Genomic DNA, 25226 nt, shown 5'->3' with positions numbered 1-25226 from the left:
CCGGGTCTTTTAACACACCCCAAAACCCTTCCAAAAATACCACCACCCCTCAGGTGCAGCAAGAGCTATGGCGCGACTCGTGATGGGACCCCACCGCCCCGGAGTCTTGGCAAGAGACTGCTCGCCTTCGGCATCGCGGACGAGCCGGTGTACTGCGCCCGCCTTGCCCCGCCTTCCCGCCCTGCCCAGCCCATTCCGCCCAGCCCAGGCTTCGCCTGACCTGCCAAGCCCAGCCCGCTCAGGCCCCGCCCGGACCGCCCCGCCCGCCCGGACCGCCCCGCCCGCCCGGACCGCCCCGCCCAGCCCGCCGCACGCATCCCCCAGGCACGCAAAAGGGCGGCCCGCCGTGGCGGGCCGCCCTCTCGGCGTCTTGCGGCTTACTCGGAGAGCTCCGCCAGCTGGGCCTTCACCTTCGCCAGCTCGGCCTCCAGCTCCTCCATGCGGGTGCGGTGCTGGTCGCGCGCCGCCTCGAGCACCGACTCGATGCCCTCGGCGATGTCCTCGTGCAGCTCCTTGGCCGCCTTGGCGACGGCGATGGCCGGGATGACCAGGCCCGACACGACGCGCTGCGTGCCGTGGACCAGGTCGGCCTGCCACTCGCCCTCGGCGGTGCCGGTCACCGTGAGCGTGAGCTCCACGGTGCGCGTCTTCTTCGCCGTGCTCTTCGGGCGGCCGGCCTTCGGCTTCTCCGCCTTCGGAGCCGCGGGGGCGGCCGGAGCGGCCGGAGCGGCCGGAGCGGCCGGAGCCTCTGCGGGCTTGGGAGCCTCGGCGGGCTTCGAGGCCTCGGGAGCGGCCGGCGCCGGAGTCTCCTCCACGACGGTCTCCTCGACTGCCTGCACCTCGGTGAGCGTGTCCGACACGATCAGGTTTCCTCTCTGCGCAACGACGTGACCCCGCGCACAGCATAGAACACGTGTTCGATCAGCCGTGAATGGGGTCAGCGCAGAGCCTAGTCAGTACGGCGGGAGCTGCACGCGCCACTGCCGTTCCACGTCGATGACGCCCGGTACCGCCTGCAGCGCCGGGATGGCTCTGACCTCGGCGGTGCCGGTGACGACGCCCAGGGCCTCCAGGACGGTGTCCACGACCAGGCCCGCCTCCCGCAGGTCGTCGAGGACCTGCGGGAGGCTGCCGTCCGTCACGGAGACCATCACCTGGTCCACCGAAGCGGTCATGGCGCCTGGACGAGCCCGGCGCCGATGTCGGTGGACGGCAGGGGCAGGCGCAGCGCGGTGCCGACGAGACGTGCCCACAGCTCGTAGCCTCGTGCGCCGGTCTTCTCCGCGATCAGCACCGCCACGCCGGCCGCGTGCGGCGTCGCCATCGACGTGCCGCGCAGGCGGCGGTACTTGTCCGGGAGCTTGAACGACGAGTACACGTCGACGCCCGGTCCGCACACGTCGATCTGGCCGATCCTGTCCGCCGAGCCCGACGAGAACGACGCGATCGCGCGGTTCACGTCGATCGCCGCCACCGCGATGATGCTGGGGCAGCGGGCCGGGTGGCCCACCGGCGCCACGCGGGCCGGGCGGGTCGAGGCGTTGCCGGACGCCGCGATGATCAGCGTGCCCTTCGCCAGCGCGCGCTGGGCGACGGTCTCGTAGATCTGCGAGTACGGCGTGTTCACCGGCACGTCGGCGCCCAGCGACATCGAGATGACCGCGCAGCCGTTCGAGATCGCCCAGTCGATGCCCGCGAGGATGCCGCCGTCGGAGCCGGAGCCCGCGTTCGACAGCACCTTGCCCGCGAAGATCTCCGCCTCGAACGCGACGCCGTAGCCGGGCAGCGTGGCGGGCTTGCGCGGGCCCGCGGACGTGCCGATGCAGTGCGTGCCGTGGCCGTGGCCGTCCTGCACGTCCTCGCCGGCGATGAACGACTTCGTGGTGATCGCGCGGCCCGCGAAGTCCGGGTGGTTCTTCTCCCAGCCGGTGTCCAGGACCGCGAGCTTGATGCCCTTGCCGGTCGCCGTGCTGACGTCCGAGCCGGTCGCCTGCAGGCCCCAGGTCAGCACCGACTCGTCGGCCGCCTCCTCGGGCTCTTCCTCCTCACGCGCCGCGAACGCGTGCACGACGCGTTCCGGTTCGACGATCTGCACCGGGCCGGGGCGCTCGGCGGCGCCGTTCAGCTCGGCCAGCAGGTTCGGGTCGGCGGACACGACCGCCACACCGAGCTCCGGGAAGACCTGCACGGTCTCCGCGTCCAGATCGCCGCTGTTCGGGTCGAACCCGGCGATCGCGCCGAGCTCGGCCACCCCCTCTTCGACGGCGTCCTCCTGCAGCAGCACCAGGAATCGGCCTGTGGTCTCCACTTCCGCGGGTTCGGTCATGACGATTCGCCCCTACTCTCCGTTCCGCCCTCACTAGAGAGTCGTCACATCGGGGCACTTGTTTCAGGCCATCTGCCGTCTACGTTGAAAGAATTCACCGATTGGCTCAACGTACTTGGCCGCGATCGGCCCCAGGATCGCCATCAGCAGGACGTACGCGGTCGCGAGCGCGGCCAGGTCGTCGTCCACCTGACCAGATGCCACGGCCAGCCCGGCGATGACGATGGAGAACTCGCCGCGCGCCACCAGTGCCACGCCCGCACGCATGCGGCCCATCTTGCCGATGCCCTGGCGCCGCGCCGCCCACCAGCCGGTGAACACCTTGGTCGCCGTCGTGACGGCCGCGAGCGCCACCGCGATGCCGAGCACGGGCGGGATCGAGCGCGGGTCGGTGTTGAGCCCGAACACGACGAAGAACATCGCCGCGAACAGGTCCCGCAGCGGCTCCAGCAACCGCGTCGCGTTCTCGGCCGTCGATCCGGAGATCGCGATGCCGAGCAGGAACGCGCCGACCGCCGCCGACACCTGCAGCTGCGACGCGATGCCCGCGACGAGCAACGCCGAGCCGAGCAGCTTGAGCAGGAACACCTCGTGGTCCGGACTGTCCACAATGGCCGAGATGAACCGGCCGTACTTCAACGCCACCACCAGGACCACGGTGATCGCGAGCAGCGAGATGCCGACCGAGGTCAGTCCGCCGAGGAAGCTCACGCCCGCCAGCACGGCGGTCAGCACCGGCAGGTACACGGCCATCGCCAGGTCCTCGAAGACGAGCACCGACAGCACGACCGGCGTCTCCCGGTTGCCCAGCCGGCCCAGGTCGCCGAGCACCTTCGCGACGATGCCGGAGGACGAGATGTAGGTGACGCCCGCCATCGCGAGCGCCCCGACGGTGCCCCACCCGAGCAGGAGCGCGGCGATCGCGCCCGGTGCCGCGTTCAGCACCAGGTCGAGCACGCCCGCCATCCAGGACTTCTTCAGGCCGGTGGTGAGTTCCGACGCCGAGTACTCGAGGCCGAGCAGCAGGAGCAGCAGCACGACGCCGATCTCGCTGGCGAGGTGTGTGAACTCCTCGATGCCGTGCAGGGGGACCAGTCCGCCCGTGCCGAACGCGAGCCCGCCGACCAGGTAGAGCGGGATCGGCGAGATGCCGGCACGCCGAGCCACACGACCCAGCAGACCGAGGCCGAAGAAGACCGCGCCGAGCTGGATCATGGCGATTGTTGTCTCGTGCACTGTGCTTAACCGCCGTGGAGGATCTCAGCGGCGGCGTCGAGGCCCTCCGCGGTGCCGACGACGACTGCGAGGTCACCGTTTTCGAAGAGGAAGTCGGGGCCGGGCGACGGGTGGGCGTTGCCCGCCCGCACGACGGCCACGATGGACACACTGGTCCTGGTGCGCAGAGCGGTCTCGCCGAGCGTGTGGTTCGCGAACGCCGTCACCGGCAGCTGCCGCGTCGTGATGCCCGCGATGTCGCGGGTCTCCTCGCGCAGGTGGGCGACGAGCTGCGGCGCGCCGAGCAGGCCCGCGAGCGTGTTCGCCTCTTCCGGTGAGAGGGGTATCGAGGCGGAGCAGGAGTCCGGATCGCTCGCTTTGGAGACGATGAGCTCGAACTTGCCGTCGCGGTAGGTGATCACACCGACCCGGCGTCCGGCGCGGATCATGAAGTCCTGGCGCGTCCCGATGCCCGGCAGGGGCGTGATCTCTACGTTCACACAGATCATGATACGTGGATGTCCCACAAGGCGATGACACTGCGAGTGCGCCCCGTGCGCCGCGGGTGGGTGGTGCGCGACCGCGTGCCCGGCCCGGACGTCGACGAGTTCGCCGAGCCCGGCCAGGTGATCGGGGCGCTCGCCAGAGCCCCGCACGGCACGTTGCTCGCCGTCCAGCACCCGCACCGCACACCCGCCGCGCTGGCCGCGGGCACCGGCCTGCTCGACGCGTTGCCGCAGGCCCGCGCCGAGCTCTCGGAGCTGATCCGGCGGGCGTACCGCGAGGTCACCGACGTCGTCGCGCCCTACCGGGTGGACGGCCCCGATGGCACGGCCTGCGGTCTCTTGTGCCTCGTCGACCCGGACGGCATCGAACACACCGAGGACGTCTATCCGGGCGTGGTCGCCGAACGGGGACAGGTGCTGGCCTCGCTCGGCATCGCGACGAGTGCCGCCATGCTGGTCCCGATCACCCCGCACGACGCGTTGACGGACCTGGTCCTCGGCATGACCGGCGACCCGGCCGTCTCACTCGTGGACTCGGGAGGACGGCGGCACTGGGTGTGGCTGGTCGGGCAGGGCCCGGAGCAGGACGCGTTCCTGGAGGCGGCGGGCGCGCACCCGTTGCTCGTCGCGGACGGCAACCACCGGGTGGCGGCGGCGCGGGAGGCGGGCCTCGCCGGTCTGCTCGCGCTCGTCACGTCCGGGCCGGGGCTGCGGGTAGGGCCGATCCACCGGGCGATCGTGGGCAGCGGGCTCACCGCGGCCGACCTGGCGGCGGCGTGGCGGAGGGCCGGGCTGGAGGTGTCCTCGCTGCCGTACGTCGTCGACTCCGAACCGGGTGTGGTCGTCGTGCGCTGCCCGGACGAGGTGCTGCGCGTCGAACTGCCGGCGGGACCGGCGATCGACCACGCGGTCGTGGAGTCCGTCCTGCTCGGCCAGGCGCTGGGGCTCGACGCCGAGAGCCCGTGCGTCAAGGCGGTCGTGGACCCGTCCGTCGAGGCCGAGGCGGTGTTGCTGATCGCGCCCGTGCCGCTGCGGGAAGTGCTGGCGGGCACCAAGATGCCGCGCAAGAGCACCTACTTCACGCCGAAACCGCGCAGCGGGCTCCTGCTGGCCGACCTGACCCCGTAGGGCCCTGCCCGGCGGGTTCGTTCGGCACTGGCGAGCCGTTCGGACGCGCGCTGGAATCGTGCGACGCGGAACGCGCACCGCCACCTCCTCCTCGTCCCGGACTTCGCCCCGGGACGAGGACCGGGTGACGGGGGAGCGGGCTCGCGGGGCCTCTTCAGAGTCCACCGGCACTGGTGGTCGCCGACCGCCCGGCGTCTCATGGATCTCCCGACCCGTGAGGCACCCGAGATGGAACCCGAGCGAGGCCTGCTGGAGGTCCACCGCCGCGGAGCGCTGGTGACGCTCACCGGCGAGGTCGACCTGACCACCAGCGACCTGCTGCGCACCGAACTGACCCTCGCCTGCGCGGAGAGCGAGGGCGACGTGGTGGTCGACTTCGCCGGCCTGACGTTCATCGGGTCGAGCGGCCTGCACGTGCTCATCGAGACGGCGACCGCGCTGGGCGAACGGCGGCTGGTGCTGCTCGGCGGCGGCTGGGTCGCGTACGTCGTGGACCTGCTCGGCCTGACCCTGGAGTTCCCCAACATCGTCGTCGACCACTGATGTCCACTCTGGACCGCTGCTAGGGTCGATCACATGGCGGTGCGAGCGATCAGGGGAGCCACGCAGATCGACGCGGACTCGCGGGACCTGCTGCTGGAGGCGACGGCTGAGCTGGTGCGCGAGATGTTGGCGTGCAACGACTTGACGGCCGACGACCTGATCTCCGTCGTGCTCACCGCGACGCCCGATCTCGTGTCGGAGTTCCCCGCCTACGCCGCGCGCCAGGCGGGGCTCTCGGACGTGCCGCTGCTGTCCGCGACGGAGATCGCGGTGCCGGGCTCGATGCCGCGCGTGATCCGGTTGCTGGCGCACGTGGAGACGGACCTGCCGAGGTCGTCGGTGAAGCACGTGTACCTGCGCGGCGCGGCGGCGCTGAGGACCGACCTCAACCACTGAAGGCGCGGCTGACGGCGTCGACGTGCCGGTGGTCGGTGCCGCAACATCCGCCGAGCACGGTCAGCTGCGGGAAGGTCCGGCGCAGCTCCCGGTAGTCGTCCGCGAGCTCCTCGGGATCGCCCCGGTCCAGCACCTCGGCCTCGTCCAACTCGGCGTGGCTCATTCTCGACGCGTTGGCCCGGATCCCCCGCAGCCGAGGCGCCCACGCCGCCCCGGGATCCAGACCGGGCGCGATGTGCGTCGGGTGCGCGCAGTTGACCATGTAGTAGAGGGGGTAGCCGTCCGTGTCCCGGTCGACGGCCTCGATCGCGTCGCCCAGCGTGTCCCCGCTCGGCAGCCTGCCGTCGGTCTCGACGGTGAACGAGATGACGACGGGCACCCCGGCGTCGCGGGCGGCGTCGACGATGCCGGTCGCCTCCGGGACGTTCGTCAGGGTCATGGCGGTGACGAGGTCGGCAGGGGTGTCGGCGAACGTCCTGATCTGTGCCGAGTGGTAGTCCCGCGCCTGCTCGCGGGTCATGGTCGTGTCGGGCCGGTAGGCGTCGCCGCGCGGCCCGACGCACCCGCTGATGACGACGGGGATCGCGAACCGCTGCCGCACGTCCAGCAGGAGGTCGACGGCCTTGCGGTTGGCGGACTCGAGCCGCCGCGCGTCGTAGCCGAGCCGCTCGCCCCAGTCCCGGCTCGCCCGCCAGGTGGCGGTCTCGAGCACGACGCCCGCACCGTCGCGTTCGGCGATGCTCGCGTAGCGCTCGAAGTACCGGGTGAGCGCCGCGTGGCCGTCGGGGTCGTCGAGCAGCGGGAACGCGGCGAAGTCGGGCAGGTCGATGCCGTCGTCGAAGATCAGGGTGGTCTCGGCGCCGCCGTCGGTGAGGAAGAGCGCGGCATCGAGCTGGGGCAGCTGCGTCATCGGGTGCCTCCAGGTCGGAGGGCCCAGTGTGCGTCCGGGACGCCGTTTCTGCCCGCCGATCTCGAACGACGGCGGGCTCTCGTCCGGAGGGCTGGAGCCCCGCCCGCGCGGACGGGGCTCCGGCGACCTCAGGCGCTGAAGTCCTTGCCCGGCAACCAGCCGTTGGGGATGTCCGTGACGCGCCACGTCGGCACGGCCACCTTCACCGCGCGGATCGGCGTGGCGAGGAACGGCCCCGCCTCGGGCACCTTCGCCACCAGGTGCTGCCGCACGGCCTCGTCCTCGGCACCGTCGACCACGACGGCCGTGCCGCGCGCCTGCAGGAACGGCTCCATCGGCGAGCCGGTCGACACGACCAGCGCCACCTCGGGGTTCTCCTGGATCGCCTTGAGCGTGCGGCCGCGCTCCTCCAGCACCAGCACGAGCGAGTGCGGCCCGTCCTCGGCGAAGTAGACGCCGCTCACCCACGAGCCGTCCGAGCCCGCCGTGGCGAGGAACATCGACTTGTGGGCGGCGAGCGTGCGGTGCAGCAGCGCTTCGACGTCGGTGCGCTGTTCAGTGGTGGTCACTGGGTCCTCCATGAATTCGGTGATGCGCACACCTGATCGGCGCGTGGCCGCACGGGCTGTTGCGGATTCACCCCATGGAGTTGGGCGGACGAGGTCCACCTCTGCGAGGACGATTTCGCGCTGGACTGTCCCGCCTGCGGTGTGAGCGTCCGCACCAGGCACAATGAGGGCCGTGGGTGTCTCGGAGGGAGCTGCTGTGGGCCAGGGTCAGTTGCGCGGTGTGGTCGCTCTCGACGGACCGGCCGGCACCGGCAAGTCCACCGTGGCCAAGCGCCTCGCGACGGCGCTGGACGCGCGCTACCTCGACACCGGCTCGATGTACCGGGCGATCGCGCTGGCGGTGCTGCGCGCGGGCGTCGACCCGGCGGACCAGGTGAAGGTCGCCGCGGTCGCGGACGGCGCGGTGCTCGTCGTCGGCACGGACCCGAGGCAGCCGGGCATCACGCTCGACGGCGACGACGTGGCCGCCGAGATCCGCGGCCCCGAGGTCTCGCTCGCGGTGTCGCCCGTGTCCGCGACCGGGTACGTGCGCGAGCTGCTCGTGGCCCAGCAGCGCGCGATCATCGCGGACGCCGTCGACCACGTGGGCGGGATCGTCGTGGAGGGACGCGACATCGGCACCGTCGTGTCGCCCGACGCGCCGCTGAAGGTCTACCTGACGGCGTCGGCGCAGGCCCGCGCGTCGCGCCGGACCAAGCAGGACAGCGCCGCCGGTCGTGAGTCCACTGTGGACGCAGCGCTCGCGGACGTGCAGCGGCGCGACGAGTACGACTCCTCGCGCGCGGTGTCGCCGATGAAGGCCGCCGACGACGCGGTGGTGGTCGACAACACCGACCTCGACCTCGCCGGCACCGTCGACGCGTTGCTGGACCTCGTGGAGCGCCGCGGGCTGCGGGTGACCGGGTGAGCGTTCCCGCGGGGACGGTGCCCTGGCTGTTCGACTTCGGACGCTGGATCGGGCGGGTGCCCTACTCCTGGCAGTTCCGGATTCGGGTGCACGGCCGCGACCGCGTACCCTTGAGCGGCGGCGTGGTGGTCGTCGCCAACCACAGCTCGATGGCCGACGGGCCGATCCTGTTCGGGAAGCTGCCCCGGCGCGTGACGTTCCTGATCAAGCAGGAGATGTTCAAGGGCGTCGTCGGCACCCTCCTGCGCAAGATCGGGCAGATCCCCGTCAAGCGGGGAGAGGCCGACCGCACCGCGCTGACCAGTGCGTTGTCCGTGCTCAAAGCCGGTGGCGTGGTCGGGATCTTCCCCGAGGGAACGCGCGGTGAGGGCGACGTGGCGAACGCGCAGAACGGTGCCGCGTGGCTCGCCAAGGCCTCCGGCTCGGTGGTGCTGCCGGTCGCCTGCCGCGGGACCTACCAGGCCAAGGGCTGGCGGCCCGAGGTCGACGTGCTGATCGGTGAGCCGTTCCACCTCCCCGAGGGGAAGGGGCGAGCCGCCCTGGGCGTTGCCACCGAGCAGGTGCGCGACCGCCTGGCGACACTGGTCGCCGAACTCGATGGACTTCGTATGAGTGAGGGAAGACGATGACGGACCTGGACGGCACCTGGGAGGACGAGGCCGACTGGTCAGCCTTCGACGACCTCGACGGCTCGGACGAGGAGAACGCCGCGCCGCCACAGCCGGTGCTCGCGGTGGTCGGACGGCCGAACGTCGGCAAGTCCACGCTGGTCAACCGCATCATCGGCCGCCGGGAGGCCGTGGTGCAGGACGTGCCCGGCGTGACGCGCGACCGGGTCGCGTACGACGCGCTGTGGAACGGCCGCAAGTTCACCGTGGTCGACACGGGCGGCTGGGAGCCGGACGCGGTCGGGCTGCAGGCCTCCGTGGCCGCGCAGGCCGAGCTCGCGATGGCCACCGCGGACGTGATCCTGCTGGTCGTGGACGGCTCCGTCGGCGCGACGTCGACCGAGGAGGCCGTCGCGAAGGTCCTGCGGCGCTCCAAGAAGCCCGTGATCCTGTGCGCCTCGAAGGTCGACGACGACCGGCTGATGGCCGACATCGCGTCGCTGTGGTCGCTCGGCCTCGGCGAGCCGTACCCGGTCTCCGGTCTGCACGGCCGCGGCTCCGGCGACCTGCTCGACGTGATCCTCGACCGCCTGCCCGAGACCCCGCGCGACGACTTCGGCGGCCGCGGTGGCGGCCCCCGGCGCGTGGCGCTGGTCGGCAAGCCGAACGTCGGCAAGTCGTCGCTGCTCAACCGCCTGACGGGCGAGAACCGCTCCGTCGTCGACTCGGTCGCCGGCACCACCGTCGACCCGGTCGACTCGCTGGTCGAGCTCGACGGCGAGATCTGGCGCTTCGTCGACACCGCGGGCCTGCGCAAGCGCGTGAAGTTCGAGAGCGGCGCCGAGTACTACGCCTCGCTGCGCACCAAGTCCGCGATCGAGACCGCCGAGGTCGCGATCGTCCTGCTCGACGCCCACGAGCCGTTGGCGGAGCAGGACCTCCGAGTCCTGACGATGGTGGTCGAGTCGGGCCGCGCCTGCGTGCTGGCGTTCAACAAGTGGGACCTGGTCGACGAGGACCGCCGCACCGAGATGGTCCGCGAGCTGGAACGCGGCCTGGTCCGCGTGCCGTGGGCCGACAAGGTCAACATCTCGGCCCTCACCGGCCGCGCCGTGCACAAGCTCGCGCCGGCGTTGAGGACGGCCCTGAACTCGTGGGACACCCGAGTCCCGACCGGCCGCCTGAACCAGTGGCTGACCGAACTGATCGCCGCGACCCCGCCGCCCGTGCGCGGCGGCAAGCAGCCGAAGGTCCTGTTCGCCACCCAGGCGGCGACCCGCCCGCCGACGTTCGTGCTGTTCACGACGGGCTTCCTGGAGGCGTCGTACCGCCGGTTCATCGAGCGCAAGCTCCGCGAGGAGTTCGGCTTCGAGGGCAGCCCGGTCCGCATCTCCGTGCGCGTGCGCGAGAAGAAGAAGGCCGGCGCGGGCAAGAAGTAGTTTCGGGTGACGACCCAGCCGACTGGTTGCCCTTTGTGATGGGGTGCGGTTGGTTGGGTCGGTGGCCGTACGCGTAGTCCTAGCCGACGACGAGGCCCTGCTGCGGCGGGGCCTGAAAGTCCTCCTCGAGGCCGACGGGCGAGTCCAGGTCGTCGGCGAGGCAGCCGACGGCGCGGAGTTGATCGAGGTGGTGCTGGCCCACCTCCCGGACGTGGTGCTGGTGGACGTCCAGATGCCGGGCGTCGACGGCCTGGAAGCCGTCCGCCGCCTCAGAACCTGGGCCACCCCACCCGCGATCGCCGTCCTGACCACGTTCGACCTCGACGACTACGTGGCAACGGCCCTGGACCTCGGCGCCCAGGGCTTCCTCCTGAAAGACGCGGAACCGGACACCCTCGTCCGCGCGGTGGTGGACCTGGCAGCAGGCGGCGCCGTCCTGGACCCGCGCATCACCGCCCGCCTGCTCCCCAGGCTGCGAGGCTTCCGAGCCAACCGCCAACTCGACTCCCTCTCGGCCCGAGAACGTCAAGTCCTCGAACTGGTGGCGGCGGGCCGCTCGAACCACAGCATCGCCGAAGAACTCTGCCTCTCCGAGGCCACGGTGAAGAGCTACGTCTCCACCGTCCTCACCAAACTGGGCGTGGAGAACCGGGTGCAGGCGGCCCTGGTCGCCCACCAGGTCGGTGTGTGGTGAAGAGGCTCCTGCTCGAACTCCTCACGGTAGGCATCACCACAGGGGTAGTCCTCCTGACTCAAGACCGCCCGTTCGAGTGGTCCCTCGGGACAGCGGTAGCAGCCTCCCTGCTGCTCCCGTTGCGCCTGCGATGGCCCTGGCTCGCCTCACTCCTGTGCGTGCCGGCGGTAGCAGGCGGCCTGGGCTGGGCCCCAGCCCTGGTAGCTCAATACCGCCTGGGCAGCAAGGAGAAGTCGATCCTGGCCCAAGCCTTCTGGGCCGTACTCCTGACCGCCGCCTCAGTGGCCCCGGTCGTCATCACCGAGGACATCCCCCCAGGCCCCCTCCTCCTGACCACAGCCTTCGCCTTCGGCCTCGCAGCAGCCCCCGCAGGCCTGGGAGCCTTGCTCACCACCCGCAAAGAACTGACCCGATCCCTGTACGAAACTCGCAGAGCAAGAGCAGCGGAACTAGAGGCCCAAGAGACCTCCGCAAGGGCAGCGGAACGAGCCCGCATAGCCCGAGAAATCCACGACGCGGTAGGCCACCACGCCACCCTCATCGCAGTGGAGTCAGCAGCCCTGGCCGCCACCGCCAAGGACCCGGAAGTCCGCGAGTCGGCACTCCGTTTGCGAGCCCTGGCAAAGGAATCCCTCTCCGAGATGCGAGCAGCCCTGGGCCTCCTCAACTCGGACACCGCCTACCCGTCGCTCCAAGAGCTGATCGACCGCGCCCGAGTGGCAGGCATAACCGTGACCCTCTCCGAAACAGGAGACGCCCCACTCTCCCCAGCGGTCTCCAGGGCACTGTTCCGAGTGGTCCAGGAGTCCCTGACCAACGTGACGAAACACGCCCCAGGCGCCTCGGTGTCAGTAACAGTGGAGAGATCATCACCAGTCCGCGTGATGGTGGTGAACGGCCCAGGAGACCTACCACCGCTCGACGACCGAGGTGGCGCCGGCCTGCACGGCCTCTCAGAGCGAGTACGCCTGGCCGGCGGCACCCTGACCACCTCGTACAAGGCGGACGGAGGCTTCAGCGTCAGCGCCGTCCTACCAACCGGTAAGCCGAAGGTTGACAGCCAAGACTCGACTTTCGGAGGTGGCGCCACAGCCACCGCCATCGCATAGTTCAGGGCGTCGGTCGAGGATCGGGGGATCGGTCGGACCGAGGGGCGCGGGGACCCGAACTTCGGGTCCCCGCCGTATTTCCGCAGCTAGGACCCTGTTGTGGGGGCCGTTTTTGATCTCTGTCCGCGGTGTTGTAGGATTTCCCATGCACGCCGGGGAACCGGGAGTGTGGCCGGGACGTGGCGCAGTTTGGTAGCGCACTTGACTGGGGGTCAAGGGGTCGCAGGTTCAAATCCTGTCGTCCCGACGGCCAAGAGGGTTCTCGCAGGTCAGATACTGCGAGAACCCTCTTTTTTTGATCTTGCCGAGTTCTGCCGGGTCGAGCACGCCGCTCATCGACCCCTTTACTCGGAGGGCTTTCACAATGCCTCTTCTGGATCTGAACAAGCTCTCAAACGGCCTCTCCAAGACCTGGACGGGCTATCTGCGTGATTGGGACCGGACCCTGCGTTCCGCGAGTCATCCGGAGACCACTCGCTACAACTACCTCCTGGCCGCCGCGCAGCTCGCGCGCTACCTGGCCGAGTACTCGCCTGACCCGGATGCCGACGACGCGGCTGACGACCCGTGCGACGTGACTAAGGCGCACGTCGAGTTCTTCCAGGCGTGGATGATCGAGACTCGGTCGGGTGCTACCGCGTTGAACAAGCACAAGGGCCTGCAGCAATTCTTCAAGTGGCTGATGCTGGACGAGGAGGACATCGACCGCTCGCCGATGGAGCGGGTGAAGCAGCCCAAGCCCCAGAAGAAGCTCATCGCCGTCATCCGCGACGACGACACCAAGAAAGTCCTCGGCACCTGCAAGGGCAAAGACTTCGTCCAGCTCCGCGACGAGGCCATCATCCGGCTCTACTACAACACCGGCGCCCGGCTGTCCGAGGTCGGCAACCTCAGCCTTGAAGACCTCAACCAGGACACCGACTCGGTGCACTACCAAGGCAAAGGCAATAAGGATCGCCGCGTCCGCTACGGGCCCAAGACCGCACGAGCGATCAGCCGCTATCTCCGCGCACGTGCAAAGCACAAGGCTGCCGCCCTGCCGGACCTATGGCTCGCTGATAGGGGTATCCGTGCACTGAAGCCCAACGGCATCAAGATCATGATCAAGCGTCGCGGCCTGTCGGCGGGACTGAACGGTGTGCACGCACACCGGTGGCGGCACAACTTCGCGCACGAATGGAAGCGCGCAGGCGGAGATACCGGCGACTTGATGTTGTTGCTCGGCTGGACCTCAGAGGACATGCCACGGCATTACGGCGAGAGTGCCGCGGCTGAGCGTGCGCAGGAGACGCAACTGAGGATGGGGATCGGTGAACATGTCTGACCAGACGCATGTCCGCCGGATCGTCGAAGTGATCATGGGTGCGGTCGTCGGACTGACCTTTTTGTTCGGCTTCGGCAACGTGTTGAGCCTGGGGCTCAGGCTTGGAGTGCCGGGATGGATTGCTCCGCTGGTTGCCCCTGCGGTGGACCTGTCCGTGATGGGCTTGCTGCTCGGGTTGCGCCAGATGGCAGCAAACGGAGAAGCTGAGGAGCTACTCAAGCCCGTCCGTCGTCTGCTCATGTTCTGCAGTTTGGTCACGCTGGCTTTGAATGTCGCCGATCCGGTCATCGCAGGGGACTACGGCAAGGCCGCCTTCGACGCGGTTGGGCCCTTGCTGCTCATCGGCTGGTCCGACGTGGGGCCGCGCATGCTGCAGGGCATGAACGGTGCTCGGCGCGTTGGTTCGGTGGTCGAGAATCAGCCGGCATCGCTGCCTGTCGAGATAGGACCCGGTGGCTCAACTGAGCTGGTGAACACGGTGTCGACGGCTGACGACGAGCTGTTGGAACGCGCGAGGCGGGAGGACATCCGCCATCGTGAACTCCACCAGCGGCCGATCTCGTCGGAAGTGTTGCGTCAGCGCCTTCGGGTTGGCTCCGCCAGGTCGAGAAGGCTCGTTAACGCCGTCCGCTCCATGGACCGAACGGGCCGTGCGACCGTGACCTCTTCGGTGTGAACGGATCCATGTCGAGTGTCGCGCACTTGTACTGGTCTCAGGACGATGGTCTTGAGCTTTGTGAACGACGGGACTGGGTCTCGCTGATCCCCTAGCGTCTCACCGGGGGACGTCCGTCTCAGCTACCGGGTCTACTACCAGTCCGGATTTCAGCGGATCCCCGGTGGCTGGGCTATCGGTGCAAGGTGTGGTCCAGGTTGAGTGCGGACTCAGTGTGTGCGTTCAGGGGGTTTGCTGGCTCGCATCGCGGTCCAACGGTTCGAGTTCGTGCAGTGCACCGCTGTCGACGAGTTCGGCGACCGACAGCGGCAGCACGAAGGCAGTGCCACCGCCGGGTTGTTCGAACCACGGGATCGCAGTCCCGGTCAATGCGTCGATCGGCTCGCGGACTCGGTACACGTGGTAAGGCCTGCTCACCCATGATGGAACGAGTGACCGCTCGGCGAACGGTGTGCCTGCGACGTATGTCAAGTTCCCGCTCGGCAGACCGTACCGGTCAAGTTCGGACCCCGGGGAAACCGTGACCATCTGCTTGTTGCGAAACAGCGTCAAAGGCGGTTCGCCGACCAGGGGTTGAATAGGCCATTCTCGGGATTTGGTGAACCTGTTCTCGGTATTTGTCAATTGAGCTGAGGGCTCGGCGGCCCGCTGACTTTTGAGGGTCTCTATGGCCTCAACGACATCGTTTCGGGAGAAAGTCAGGGATTCTTCAGAGAGAAGAGAACGCAGGAAGGTCAAAGCGGGGGCCTGGTGACCTAGGGCGGCCAATTCGTTTCCGGCCGTTATCCGGCGGATCAGGGGCACGCCGATGGCGGTGAGCGCTGAGGCCGTCTCGGTCGCCCATCGCTGGTGGATGCGTGTGCTCGCAACGACGTCGTGCAGGCTCGTGGTCAGGTCGCGCAGCCGGAAGACCGCGTTCTTGCCTGAGCCGGGAATGTCAGTCAACGTTTCGGCGGCGCGCGCGGCCAGGTAGAGCTCGCCGCGGCTGTCCAGTGCTCGGATACAGTGCAGGCGCAGGAAGATCGGGAGGTAGCCGCTCGCCGCCAGCATCTCCAACTCCTCGATCGCCGCGATGTCGGCCTTGGCCAGGCGTGTGAGTGCGGTCAGGGCGTCGATGCGCTCGTGGAGTTCGGCAGCGGAGCTCAAGCTCGTTCGCCGGAGCGATACGACCTCCGGCTGGGGCGCGGCCGTCGTCGCGGTCGAGTCCTGCTGGAACAGGACGTTGCGAACCAGTGCCAGAGCGGATGCGGTTCCGCTGTGCGACTGCTTGGGAGTCGGGTAGCCCTGTGTGTGCAGGGCTGCCACCAGCTTGCGGTAGACGGCACCAACGGAAAGAAGTCGCGGTCCGGTTGGGTCGCCTTGTCTCAGAAGAGAGATGAGGTGGCCGGTGAACGCGGTGTACCGAGCGCCGGTCGGTGCGATGGCGCTTCTGTTGGCGGGAGCAGATGCCAGGGTGTACGTACCGTCTATCACCAGCTGTTGCTCGGGTCCTCCCATGTGTTGCATCGCGCGTTCGGAATAGCAGCAGTCCAGGATCAGTAGCCTGACCTTGGCCGGGCTGGTCCGAATGGTGTAGGCGAGCTGATCGACTTGCAGGGTCGTGTAGTCGGGGTAGCGGCTCTTGGTGTTGGTGAGGCCCAGGAGGAGTTTGCCGTCGTCGCTCAGCAGGCCATGGCCGGCGAAGTAGACGAGCAGGACGTCCTCGGCCTGGTGAGCTACTTCCGCGAGTTGCCACAGCTGGTCGGACCGCAGATCTACGAACGTGTGACAGGAAGTCGAGCTCATGCCACCCAGGGCGGGGTCGGTCAGGATCGCCGCGAAGTCCTGAACGTTGTTGTAGATCGAAGGCAGATCGGGTATCTCATCGTCTTCGTAGGCGGCTGTGCCCAGAAGGATCGCCCGTGAAGTCGTCGGGTTGGCCAGTCTCATCAGTTCTCGTCTAGTGCTTGGCTCGCTTCAGCGATGATTTTTGCCAGGGCGTCAGGATCTGCTTTGAGGCGCTTGGCGTCGACGCGGACCTTGTTCTTGCCGATCGTCACCTCGACCGTGACGTCTGATCGTCGTGAGCGAAGCCATCCTGAAATGGATGACAGTAGAACTGTGAGTGCGCCGCCACTGCCGACAGCGACCGTCACGAACTCGGTCAGGCCGCCCATGTGGCCGGGCTGCGGAGCGACCTTGCTCCGCTGCACGAGTCCGCGTAGCTCCTCTTCCCGGAGAAGCCAGTCCAGCAACGTCGCGACCGCGCTTGTGTCTTCCAGCGGCGCGACCTGTACGTCCATCGATGGCTTTCCCTTCGTCCCTGCACGAGAACCATTGATCTTGTCACATTACCTCTGCGGCGTGTGGGTGTTTCAGTACTCGCCTGGAGCTTCAAGCGAAGAGCCGCATGGTGTTGGTGGTGAAGGTGTCGCAGCCGCCTGAGCGCCATGGTGCGGACTGTTTGAACGGATGCTCAACGGATGATTCCAGATCACTTGGATACTTTCGCGGTAAAGCGGCTTCTGATAACGGCCGTACGGTTTGTGGTGGAGAGTCGGGGTCGGCACCGATTCGATCAGCGAGCGGGCAAGGCGAATCGGACTCGTCTGCGGTTGAGCGGAAACCGATGGCTCAGGGCGTCCTGGGCGTGTTGTCGGCGATCAGGCGGTGGCGGGTGCGCCTCACCAAGGTGGCCTAGGCGACCTGGAGCGTGCGCGTCGTGCCAATGCGCACGCTCGGCAGCCCACAAGCGACCTATCTCATCGGACTCTCTACACAAGGAGTTGGAGATCGGAGCCGAGCTTGTTCGAGAGCTGGTCGCCGTGTTGCGAAGTGAGGTTGCCGCCAAGTTGTACGCGAGGTTCGTCCAAGGTTCGTGGCCAACTTTGGTTCGCCGACGTTCGTCGACTTCTTTGCGCCGAGACAACGCTCGGGAAGCCGGGCAGGTTGTGACTACGACGGGCCGTGAGCTTGCAGTCACGCACCCGTCGTAGTGCAACCGCTCTGAGGTTGAGCTTGAGGCCGACTGCTGCAGCGGCGTAGCAGGTCCGCTGTAGCCTCGCTCTCATCCAAATGGGTTGCCGTTTCGAGCCAGAACCCCGCGATCGTGCGTGCTCGGGTCGACTCGCATGCGACATGCAAGCCCCGCTGCGCCAGCACCAGATAGCTACCGTGTGGCATCCCGTGAGTCTCTTGCTGCTGACGTGCTCGCCGGGATGTTTGGTGTGTCGGGGAACGGTGTTCTTGACGCGATCCTTCTTGTGCCGGGCCGCGGCACGAAGACGCAATCGACGTCGCCACCCGCGCGTGCGGTCTCCACTCGGCCTTCGGGGTCCTCGAGGTCGACGCAGTCGAAGTGGTACCAGGTCTGTCCGAGGTCGAACGACTGCCCGTTGAAGGTGAGGACCAGTTGGGGCATCTGCAGTCTGAGGATCGCGTTCTGCAACGACGTGGTGCCGGAGAGGTGGAGAAACTGTTCGGCGCTGTGGCTTGAGGTTGGACGAGTCCGCCATGGCAGCCGGGCTTCTCCGTCACGAAGGAGTTGGGCTGCGAATCTGATGACCCGCTGATCGGGCACGGTCCAGACGTCCGGGATCGGAAGGTTGAGTCCGAGAGTGTCTCTCACGTGTACGAGGTCGCGGAGCAGGTCCCGCAGGCGCGGGAACTCAGGGTCTGCGGCAACCGCGATCGGCGAGGACAACTGTTCTTTGGGCAGGCCGATCTGCATGATCCGGTCTACGCCTATGCCGGCGAGGAACTCGTAGAGCCGGAGCACTGCCGAAGGATCACAGGCGGGTACCGAGATACCGGGTTCGGTGCCGTCCTTCAGGTTCAGGTTGAGATCGATTCGTACTGGTCCGTCGGGCGTGCGCCTGACGATCAGACGGAGTGCCAGGAGTCCGGTGGTGTCCGTGCCGTGCAGCGTGACGCCCTGAGTGCCGAGTTCGCGACGAATGAGGCTTACGTGGATTGGCGGCGTAGGTGGACCTGAGCCGCCGATGACACGCAACGTGATGGGCAGGGGAAGATCGTCGTTGTGTTGGGCGGCGATGAACGTCATCTCGCTTGGACCATCCGGCCAGCCGAGGTCGCGGAGGCTGGCGATGCTGACGTTGGTCACGTACTGCGGGGGGATGGTCACGGTCCCGCCGACAGCCCGCGCCTCTTCGTAGAGGATTCTGGTTGCCTGCGCGTGCTCGTTGTCGTCCGGAAAGTGCAGGGCGAAGTCGACTCCGAGATCAGCTTCCGTGACGCCGGGCTTGGCGGTCGCGTTGATTTGGTTTGTCGTGGCGTCCCAGGTGATGCTCCAGAACGGCGACATCTCGTCGGCGCGGGCCTGCAACGCGGACGCCCGTGTCACGAAGTCAGGGATGCGCACGAGGCAGTCGGACTCGGCCCGCGCTTCCTTGATGGCGTTGTAGACCTCCGTCCCAGGGCCATCGAGCGCGTAGCGGCGGATGTCCGGGTGCGCGGCGATACGTTCATCGAGCCAACTTCGGTGGAACCAGTCCAATGAGAACGGGACTTCCGCTGCGAGTTGAGTGAAAAACCAGCTGTGCAGAGCGGGTGTTGGATCGGTTGGCGCGACGAGGACCCACCGAATCGGGTTGTGCTGGGCTGCCTGGTCGAGCGAGCGCCTGATGTGCCGCCTCTGCGCGTTGGTGATCTTGGTGTACTTCTTGCACTCGAACACGACAAGGCCTGCTGGGCTGTCCCAGCGCACGTCGATGCCAGAGTCACCACCGCGGCCATCGATGCTCACGGCGCCAGGGAACTCGCGCAGCAGCAGGAGTTTGGCCAGCTTCTCGAAGCCCGCCGGGTTGTCCTCGAAATCCTCCCAGCGCACAGCAGCCATCGTGACCCCCTGCATTGAGCTCGGACTCTGTGTTCAGGCCGAAGACTTTACGTTGATCCCTGCGGTCGTCGGCTGGACAGCCAGGCAGGCCTGGACGTCGGGTAGTTGCGGTTGCCAACCGCGGCGCTCATCTGCCACGCAGTGTGAAGAGTCACGGGCCGCTAGCCCTATCGGGGCTTTGTGGCCCGCTGAAATTGATTCGTGAATCGCGAATCATTAGCCTGAGGCAATGTCCCTCGCCGAATGCCCGCCGAGCCGGAGAGCGTCGTTGTTGCTGTTCGGGAACCGGCACAAGCTGGAGCTCATCGCCGCGTTGGCCAGCGCAGGGGAGGACGGAGTGAACCTGTCGGAGCTCGCGGCGAGGCAGGGGGTGGCGGCAAGCGTCTTCTACGCGCCGGTGGACGATTTGCTCCGCGCGGGTCTTGTCGAGAAGCTTCCACGGCGGTTGCCTGACCGTCGGCGTTGGTACCGCCGGACGGAGGGCTCCGTGTGGGAGCCCATGAGGGTGCTCGCTGATGGGCTCGCGATGATCGAGGTGAAGGCGTCATGACGACCGCGCTGGCGGCGGCCGTTCGTGCTGCGTCTGGTTCTGTGACGGGACAAGAGTCGCAGCGAAAGGTGGGGCGCGCCGACACCGCGGTCGTTCGGATGTTCGGGCGCTTGGTGGGCTTGTCGTACGAATCGGACCCAGTCGAGGTTCCGCGTCGTCTCGCCTTCGGCTCGGACACGTCGGTGCCGTCAATGGCTTTACTCGACGCGTTGATGAGCTTGCCGCTTGACCAGCCGGTCGCGGTGAAAGACCTCACGACGCGGCAGCGGCAACTGCTTCGCGCCGCGCCGCTCGGGGCAGTTGAGATTGATCGACTGCAGGTCACCCGGCGGGCGGTGGCGCCGCTCCAGGTTCGGTTCGCGCTCCTCGCGGCGAAAGACTGGGCTTCGGGGCTTGAGCGTGCTGGGCAGTTCGCCCCCCATTGCGAGAGGGCACTGCTGCTTCGTGAGCTGCCGCGGGACAACTCGGAGTTGCTCATGCAGGCGTCGTTCTACGGCGTCGGCGTGTTCGTGCTCCAGGGGGCAGAGTTGGAGCGCGTCGTCGAACCGAGTCCCTACGTTCGCGTCCGGCACACGCCGGCGCATTGGTGGTTCGCTGAAGAGGCTTATGCTCAGATCAGGGCTTCTGGGGCTGCTTCGTCGTCGTAGCGGAGGCCCAGGCGGGCAGGTTCGCCCACACCTTGAGCGTGCTCGGAGCGTCGAACGCGTCTTTCTGCTTGATCTCGGCGTTCACGGTGGCGCAGTGGTCCACGGCGTTGCGGCAGCGTTCCTTCCACCACTGCGCGCGTTCGCCAAGAGTGCGGTGGTGGCGCATCTCGTCGCTCCAGCGGCTCCAGATGTGCACGCCGTGCGCGTGCGCGTCCATCGCGTCCGCCTTGTCCAGGAAGGTGTCCAGAGACCGGCCGCGGCAACTGTCGCACTTGCACTTGGGCGGTCGCGGGACGTTGGAGAAACGGTGCTGGAGGAGGCTTCCCTTGTGGAAGGACATCAGCTCCGGGAACAACACGCTGGGAGAGGTATCTGGTGGCTCATCCTCCTTCCTCGGCTTGGCACGTCGGATTTGGCCGTAGGGCACGACGTGGCGCAGGCTTCCGCCGGTGCCGATGGAGGCCGCGAAGCCACCGTGGCACATGACGTCGAACGCGACGAGGTCGGTGCGGAACACGGCGATCGGGCCGGCTTCGGCGATCAGGCGTCGGAGGTTCGCGACCGCGTCCTTGTTCCTCTCGTACGGGTCGAACTGCCCGCCGACCATGATTACCTTGGGCGCCTTGACGTGGGACAGGATCGCACGGAGCTGGGGGTAGTTCTCATTGGTGAGCCAGGCGACCCCAATGGGAACGCTGAACAGGAAGTCGTCGCGGTCGAGGCCGTTCACGATGTCGGCCGCGGCCTTGAGAGGACCCGCTTCGCCCGCTGGGATGTAGCCGGTCGGCGTCATCGCGACCGTGGCGCCGACGTCCAGCTGTGCTTGGAGCACGTCGTTGAGCGACAAGGAGAACAAGCCGTCATTGGCTAGGACGAACGGATCGTCCTCGGTCGCGTTCGCCTCCCTGTAACCCTCGGGATCGGCTACTAGAGCACCTTCGTAGCGATCACGCCGCAGCTTCTTGATACCGGCTCGCGCTTTCTTGCCGCTCAAGACCAGCCCGCTAACGTCCTGGGGAAGCAGATCGAGAAGCTTGTAGCCGGTGTCGAAACAGGCGTGAACCAGCATGCGGTCCGTCAACAGCCCGGCCCGTCCCTCAGGGACCAAAGGACGGGGAGCGCGACTCAATGCGTCGAGCGCGGCGGCACGGGTGTCCTCCGCGGGCGGCACCTTGCGCGGCTGGGGAAGGTCGGCAGGAACGTTGTCACTCATGGCTTACCTCGGCAGCGATCGACGAGATGGGAAGTGTGGAGGTGCTGTCGAGGTAGAGGTGGGTGAATTCCTCTGGTCGCAGCAGGGTGACGCTTGCAAGGGAATCGACGTCATGGCCGTGGTCGAGACGCCAGTCGACCGCGGCACGTACGGCAGCAGGTTTTTCGGGATCGAGGGAGTTGGGTTCCGTGGTCCGGTACCCGAGGCTGGTCATTTCGACGGCCAGCGTCCGGTACTGCCAGTCGCTGATCTCGCCCAACGTGTGCGCGCGACGCAGCAGGGCCCACATCGAAACTCGCCACTTTTCCTTGAGAGTCATCAACAAGGTGAGGTTGACGGTGCCCTGGAACGCGGAACGGATGTTCCTCGCCGGCATCAAGAGCTGAGCGGCGAACCTGTTGGCCTGCTTCTCCTGATCTGGGTGAGGGACGGCATGCATCACCATGTGCCCCAACTCGTGGGCCAGGGTGAACCGCTGTCGGTCACCTGGTGTTCCCGCGTTGAGCAGAACGATCGGATCGTCGCCCGGCGTGCAGCTGCTCACCGCATCCACCGGAACGGACTCGTTCCCCGAGTCCAGAGGAGCGGGCGGCACGAGTGATCGCGCCAGTACAAGTCCACCCGCAGCTTCCAAGATCGAGACGACCGAGTCGAGGGGCCCGCCGGAGATTCCCCACTCAGCTCGAACAGCGTCGGCTGCCTCCTCGGGGGAGAACAGGTCGTCCACGGTGATTTGTGGGATCTTCAGGTCGATGGAGCGCGGGACACCGTTGAACAAGCCAGTGAGCTGGAGGCGAGTGAGGTTGAGGACCGCGTGGATGCGACGCAACTCCGGCGCGGCGACTGCCTGCTTCCTGCGGTGGTGGATCAGCCCGGCGCCTGCACCCACCTCGCCACGGTCCAGCACCAGCAGTTCGCGAGGGTAGAGGAGGGCGTTCGCGTAGAGGTCGAGGCGATCGCCGCCTACTGTCAGTTTCCCGGATTCCGCTCGGCTGACGTAAGCCTGACTCACCTTCGAGGCGGCGCCGTCGAGGTCCTTCATTGCCCTGGCGACGTCACCCTGCTTCCAGCCGCGCGACTCGCGCGCCAGAACGAGCATGCGCGGATGCGCGGTTACCGGGCTTGAGACCACGGGACCTCCAAGGATTCCTCAAAATCCTATCATGAGATATACCGATCTTGGCCTCTGGTGGTGTTTGTGCTGTTCAAGGCAGGTTGCTGGAAAGGCGGAGGACCTGCGCGCCCACTCGCTGGCGTCGAGTCGACGGCTGTCGGAGGGTTCCAGTCCCGGTCGGAAATCCGCCGATCGCGTGGCTTTGCCATGTGCGGCGCTTTGAAGCCTGCGAGGTGATCACCCGTTTTGGGTGCTGGGTTCCCAGAGGTCACGGAACGTCGTGAGCTCCAACTCCGTCAGTTCGGGGTCGCCGGTGATGGCCATCATCGTGGTGTCCCACTCGCGGTGGCCGTCTGTGCGGCGGGTGAGCAAGACTCCGATGGACGTGAGCTCATCTGGGGTCTGGAGTTCGGAGCGCAGGTCGTGATGCCTGAGCAGCAGGCGGGATCGGAAGGCGGTTCGGGTGAGGTCTGTCAGTTTCGAGCAGGTGCCAAAGACGAGCTGTGCTTCCAGCAGCGGGGAGTGGATCGTGCGGAAGGACCAGCCGGTGGTGTTGGGCTCGGTTGAACGGAATTGTTCGAGTCCGTTGAGCAGCAGACGACCGAGGTCGCTGCGGTGGAGGATCGGGAGCGCGTCGATGGCCGCCAGGACGTGCAGGAGGCGGGTTTCGTCGACCTCGTTGGTTGGCGAGTTCGCGATGTCCTCGCACATCATCCGCAGCATGTCGTGGCCTTCGGGGTCGTCGGTGCCGGCGGGCGCCGCGGGTAGGAGCGGTACGGAGACCTGGATGCCTCGTATGCGCGGGTCGATCGGAGCGGGCTCGGTGGCGGCGTCGGCTGCGGCGAGTTCGTAGTACCGCTCGGGTTCTTCTCCTAGGGTTCCGGAGGTGCCTGCGACGCGCGTGAGGTAGGCGATGACGGCGTGCGACGACCGCAGTTGGTCGAAGAGGAACTCCCAGTCCTGCCTGAGGAGCGCGACGGTGGGGACGCGTCCGGGGAGGGCTGGGTGCGGTACGCCGATGGGAGGGGATGGGTGGTCGATGATGACCACTCCGGTCCAGGTGATGGTGGGGCCGTCGACAGTCACCTGCCTGCCGCGGCCGTTGGTCATGGTGGTGGTCTTGCTCGACAAGTTCCGGGCGGTGCCTTCCACCTGCTTGTGTCCGGCGATGATCTTCTTGTTCAGCCAGTTGGTCTCTTTGGCAGTGTCGGCGGGTTCGGTGTCACGCGCCTTGACCTGAATGACGAGTCCGTGGGTGCCAGTGATGATCAGGCCGTCGCTGATCTCCCGGACCCCTCGCCCTTTCCGCTCGACCATCGGGGACATCACGAAGTCGGGCAGTCCCCATGTTGCCGCGGCGTCCTGGGTCGCGAGTTCTGCCGCGACTCCGTGAGTGGCGTGACGATGCAGCGGCGCGGCCGACGGGATTGATCGCTCGAAGACGCCCTGGGCGGTACGCACGATCAGGGTGCGCTCTTCGGTGCCGCGCACGACTCCAACCCCGAAGTCGGATTGTGCGAGTTGGTCCAGTTCTTCCTCGGTCCACTGGCGCGGCGACAGCCGCGCGTCTCGCCATACTGGCGGACGTTGCCGTGAGCCGGTGAGGGTGCGTGAGCCGGGGACCTGCGACGCGAGCCATTCGAATGACAACGCGAATCGGACCACCACGTCGAGGACCGCGTCGACGCGTTCGCTGAAAGTGTCGTCTGGGGAAACGGGGTCGTACCCGGCCGCGAATCCGAGGTCGACGTAGGTTCCGGTGACACCGGTGACGTTGATGTGTTCGGCGTAGTCGTCGACCTCGAAGTGGGCCGCTTCACGGACATCGAGCAGCTCGCCCGGTTCAGCGGCCCGCAGGTCGACCAGTTGAGCTGGAGCCGGCACGAAGACTTGAGGTTCGACTGGCGTAACCCACGCTCCGACCTCTGCGCCTTCGTCGAGGCTGTGCGTCCAGTCGAGCAGCTGTTTCAGGCCCTTGCGGAAGATTTGCACTCGTTCGTCATCAGGCTCGTCGCGGAACGGCTGGCAGTCGATGATCATCTGTGCTTGCGTTCTGAGCACGCCGTTGAGGCACGCTTCGGACAGCAGTTCCTCCAGCGACTCGTGCGAGTCCGCGAGAGGAAAGAACCTTGGGCGCTCGGAGTCCTGCAACCGTTGCCGCACAGCGAAGATCTCGGTCGACTCCACGACGAGCGAGTCCAGACACGCCCACAGTTCGTCGATGACGGTGCGGAAGAGCCTAGTCAGTTCCTCTTTAGCGCCATAGGGCCAGCTTGCGTAGACGGTGAGATACCCAGTTCCATCAGGTTCTACGACCACGCCTTGGTCGAGAAACTCATCGTCGAGTAGGTCGCCCCAGAGGGCGCTCAGCTGGGACTTGGCGTCGAGTGCGGAACGGAGGTGCGCGTGCGCCCTCGGGTAGGACTCGCCGATCATCGTAGGAGCGTAGTCCGGATTCGAACGATAGCCCGATGATGCATCTGAGGTGGACGTGGCGAAGCTGCGGGCGTCGTGG

Annotated in this window: 24 protein-coding genes, 1 tRNA gene and 2 pseudogenes; 13 read left to right on the top strand and 14 right to left on the bottom strand. The window is 67.4% G+C overall.

All coding sequences use genetic code 11. The annotated features are described in order from the left end of the window. Positions 1 to 377: 377 nt before the first annotated feature. The 5 genes from ABZX02_RS07625 to ABZX02_RS07605 all read right to left on the bottom strand — a co-directional run bounded on the left by ABZX02_RS07625 (position 378) and on the right by ABZX02_RS07605 (position 4041). A complete protein-coding gene (locus ABZX02_RS07625) occupies positions 378 to 860 on the bottom strand; it encodes a DUF6319 family protein (RefSeq protein WP_355295824.1) in 483 nt (160 codons plus the stop codon). A 93-nt stretch (positions 861 to 953) separates the two neighbouring features. Continuing rightward, positions 954 to 1175, bottom strand: coding sequence for a hypothetical protein (locus ABZX02_RS07620; RefSeq protein WP_245822588.1), 222 nt, complete (start codon positions 1173 to 1175; stop codon positions 954 to 956). Beyond that, complete coding sequence (locus ABZX02_RS07615) at positions 1172 to 2326, bottom strand: S8 family serine peptidase (protein WP_355295822.1); 1155 nt, start codon at positions 2324 to 2326, stop codon at positions 1172 to 1174. Before ABZX02_RS07615 ends, ABZX02_RS07620 begins: the two co-directional genes overlap by 4 nt. 63 nt (positions 2327 to 2389) lie before the next feature. After that, entirely contained in the window at positions 2390 to 3562 is a 1173-nt protein-coding gene (locus ABZX02_RS07610; protein ID WP_355295820.1) for a cation:proton antiporter, read from the bottom strand. 5 nt (positions 3563 to 3567) lie between these two features. Then, positions 3568 to 4041 carry a TrkA C-terminal domain-containing protein gene (locus ABZX02_RS07605; RefSeq protein WP_355295818.1) on the bottom strand — a complete coding sequence of 158 codons (474 nt, stop codon included), beginning with the start codon at positions 4039 to 4041 and terminating at the stop codon, positions 3568 to 3570. Between the two features lie 33 nt (positions 4042 to 4074). On the opposite strand from ABZX02_RS07605, the gene ABZX02_RS07600 reads away from it, so the two are divergent. From ABZX02_RS07600 to aroH, 3 genes are all read left to right on the top strand, one after another. Beyond that, positions 4075 to 5175, top strand: coding sequence for a DUF1015 family protein (locus tag ABZX02_RS07600; protein WP_355295851.1), 1101 nt, complete (start codon positions 4075 to 4077; stop codon positions 5173 to 5175). A gap of 228 nt (positions 5176 to 5403) precedes the next feature. Continuing rightward, entirely contained in the window at positions 5404 to 5718 is a 315-nt protein-coding gene (locus tag ABZX02_RS07595; protein WP_355295816.1) for an STAS domain-containing protein, read from the top strand. Positions 5719 to 5751: 33 nt separating this feature from the next. Further along, entirely contained in the window at positions 5752 to 6114 is a 363-nt protein-coding gene (gene aroH / locus ABZX02_RS07590) for a chorismate mutase (RefSeq protein ID WP_355295815.1), read from the top strand. Here aroH and ABZX02_RS07585 read toward each other — a convergent pair. Continuing rightward, positions 6104 to 7024: a homocysteine S-methyltransferase family protein gene (locus ABZX02_RS07585; RefSeq protein WP_355295813.1), complete on the bottom strand. Its 921-nt coding sequence runs from the start codon at positions 7022 to 7024 to the stop codon at positions 6104 to 6106. The genes aroH and ABZX02_RS07585 overlap by 11 nt on opposite strands. Positions 7025 to 7152: 128 nt before the next feature. Further along, on the bottom strand, positions 7153 to 7593 hold the full coding sequence (locus ABZX02_RS07580; protein WP_355295811.1) for a pyridoxamine 5'-phosphate oxidase family protein: 441 nt from the start codon (positions 7591 to 7593) through the stop codon (positions 7153 to 7155). A gap of 220 nt (positions 7594 to 7813) precedes the next feature. Between ABZX02_RS07580 and cmk the strand changes: the two genes are divergently transcribed. The 8 genes from cmk (at position 7814) to ABZX02_RS07540 (ending at position 14350) form a co-directional block, all read left to right on the top strand. Next, positions 7814 to 8500, top strand: a complete 687-nt coding sequence (gene cmk / locus ABZX02_RS07575) for a (d)CMP kinase (RefSeq protein WP_355295849.1) — start codon at positions 7814 to 7816, stop codon at positions 8498 to 8500. Continuing rightward, positions 8497 to 9129: a lysophospholipid acyltransferase family protein gene (locus ABZX02_RS07570; protein ID WP_355295809.1), complete on the top strand. Its 633-nt coding sequence runs from the start codon at positions 8497 to 8499 to the stop codon at positions 9127 to 9129. Before cmk ends, ABZX02_RS07570 begins: the two co-directional genes overlap by 4 nt. After that, complete coding sequence (gene der / locus ABZX02_RS07565; RefSeq protein WP_355295807.1) at positions 9126 to 10547, top strand: ribosome biogenesis GTPase Der; 1422 nt, start codon at positions 9126 to 9128, stop codon at positions 10545 to 10547. The genes ABZX02_RS07570 and der overlap by 4 nt, the downstream gene beginning before the upstream one ends. 61 nt (positions 10548 to 10608) lie before the next feature. Further along, complete coding sequence (locus ABZX02_RS07560; RefSeq protein WP_355295805.1) at positions 10609 to 11241, top strand: response regulator transcription factor; 633 nt, start codon at positions 10609 to 10611, stop codon at positions 11239 to 11241. Beyond that, positions 11238 to 12350, top strand: a complete 1113-nt coding sequence (locus ABZX02_RS07555; protein WP_355295804.1) for a histidine kinase — start codon at positions 11238 to 11240, stop codon at positions 12348 to 12350. Before ABZX02_RS07560 ends, ABZX02_RS07555 begins: the two co-directional genes overlap by 4 nt. Before the next feature lie 173 nt (positions 12351 to 12523). Next, positions 12524 to 12597: transfer RNA gene (locus ABZX02_RS07550), tRNA-Pro, on the top strand. A 117-nt stretch (positions 12598 to 12714) separates the two neighbouring features. Further along, positions 12715 to 13674 (top strand): tyrosine-type recombinase/integrase, encoded by a 960-nt coding sequence (locus ABZX02_RS07545; protein WP_355295802.1) that lies wholly within the window; start codon positions 12715 to 12717, stop codon positions 13672 to 13674. Next, positions 13667 to 14350 (top strand): hypothetical protein, encoded by a 684-nt coding sequence (locus tag ABZX02_RS07540; protein WP_355295847.1) that lies wholly within the window; start codon positions 13667 to 13669, stop codon positions 14348 to 14350. The genes ABZX02_RS07545 and ABZX02_RS07540 overlap by 8 nt, the downstream gene beginning before the upstream one ends. Before the next feature lie 222 nt (positions 14351 to 14572). Here the strand turns inward: ABZX02_RS07540 and ABZX02_RS07535 are convergent. The 4 genes and pseudogenes from ABZX02_RS07535 to ABZX02_RS07520 all read right to left on the bottom strand — a co-directional run. Further along, a pseudogene (locus ABZX02_RS07535) lies at positions 14573 to 14941 on the bottom strand (TNT domain-containing protein); the annotation flags it as partial. Positions 14942 to 15655: 714 nt separating this feature from the next. Further along, positions 15656 to 16279: pseudogene (locus ABZX02_RS07530) on the bottom strand (caspase family protein); the annotation flags it as partial. Beyond that, a complete protein-coding gene (locus ABZX02_RS07525) occupies positions 16279 to 16632 on the bottom strand; it encodes a hypothetical protein (RefSeq protein WP_355295800.1) in 354 nt (117 codons plus the stop codon). The pseudogene ABZX02_RS07530 and the gene ABZX02_RS07525, both read right to left, overlap by 1 nt. Before the next feature lie 866 nt (positions 16633 to 17498). After that, positions 17499 to 19187 (bottom strand): hypothetical protein, encoded by a 1689-nt coding sequence (locus tag ABZX02_RS07520; protein WP_355295799.1) that lies wholly within the window; start codon positions 19185 to 19187, stop codon positions 17499 to 17501. A gap of 229 nt (positions 19188 to 19416) precedes the next feature. Here ABZX02_RS07520 and ABZX02_RS07515 point away from each other — a divergent pair, with 229 nt between their 5' ends. Together ABZX02_RS07515 and ABZX02_RS07510 are read left to right on the top strand one after the other, a co-directional pair. After that, entirely contained in the window at positions 19417 to 19737 is a 321-nt protein-coding gene (locus tag ABZX02_RS07515; RefSeq protein ID WP_355295797.1) for a hypothetical protein, read from the top strand. Then, positions 19734 to 20384 carry a hypothetical protein gene (locus tag ABZX02_RS07510; RefSeq protein WP_355295796.1) on the top strand — a complete coding sequence of 217 codons (651 nt, stop codon included), beginning with the start codon at positions 19734 to 19736 and terminating at the stop codon, positions 20382 to 20384. The genes ABZX02_RS07515 and ABZX02_RS07510 overlap by 4 nt, the downstream gene beginning before the upstream one ends. On the opposite strand, the gene ABZX02_RS07505 is transcribed toward ABZX02_RS07510, so the two are convergent. The 3 genes from ABZX02_RS07505 to ABZX02_RS07495 form a co-directional block, all read right to left on the bottom strand. Continuing rightward, complete coding sequence (locus ABZX02_RS07505; RefSeq protein ID WP_355295794.1) at positions 20353 to 21597, bottom strand: hypothetical protein; 1245 nt, start codon at positions 21595 to 21597, stop codon at positions 20353 to 20355. The genes ABZX02_RS07510 and ABZX02_RS07505 overlap by 32 nt on opposite strands. Then, positions 21590 to 22696: an XRE family transcriptional regulator gene (locus ABZX02_RS07500; protein WP_355295792.1), complete on the bottom strand. Its 1107-nt coding sequence runs from the start codon at positions 22694 to 22696 to the stop codon at positions 21590 to 21592. The genes ABZX02_RS07505 and ABZX02_RS07500 overlap by 8 nt, the downstream gene beginning before the upstream one ends. Positions 22697 to 22948: 252 nt before the next feature. Then, entirely contained in the window at positions 22949 to 25147 is a 2199-nt protein-coding gene (locus tag ABZX02_RS07495) for a hypothetical protein (protein WP_355295790.1), read from the bottom strand. Positions 25148 to 25226 lie beyond the last annotated feature (79 nt).

The sequence above is a fragment of the Lentzea sp. NPDC003310 genome (assembly GCF_040610935.1).
Lineage (GTDB): Bacteria > Actinomycetota > Actinomycetes > Mycobacteriales > Pseudonocardiaceae > Lentzea.
This window is presented reverse-complemented; position numbering and strand designations above follow the sequence as displayed.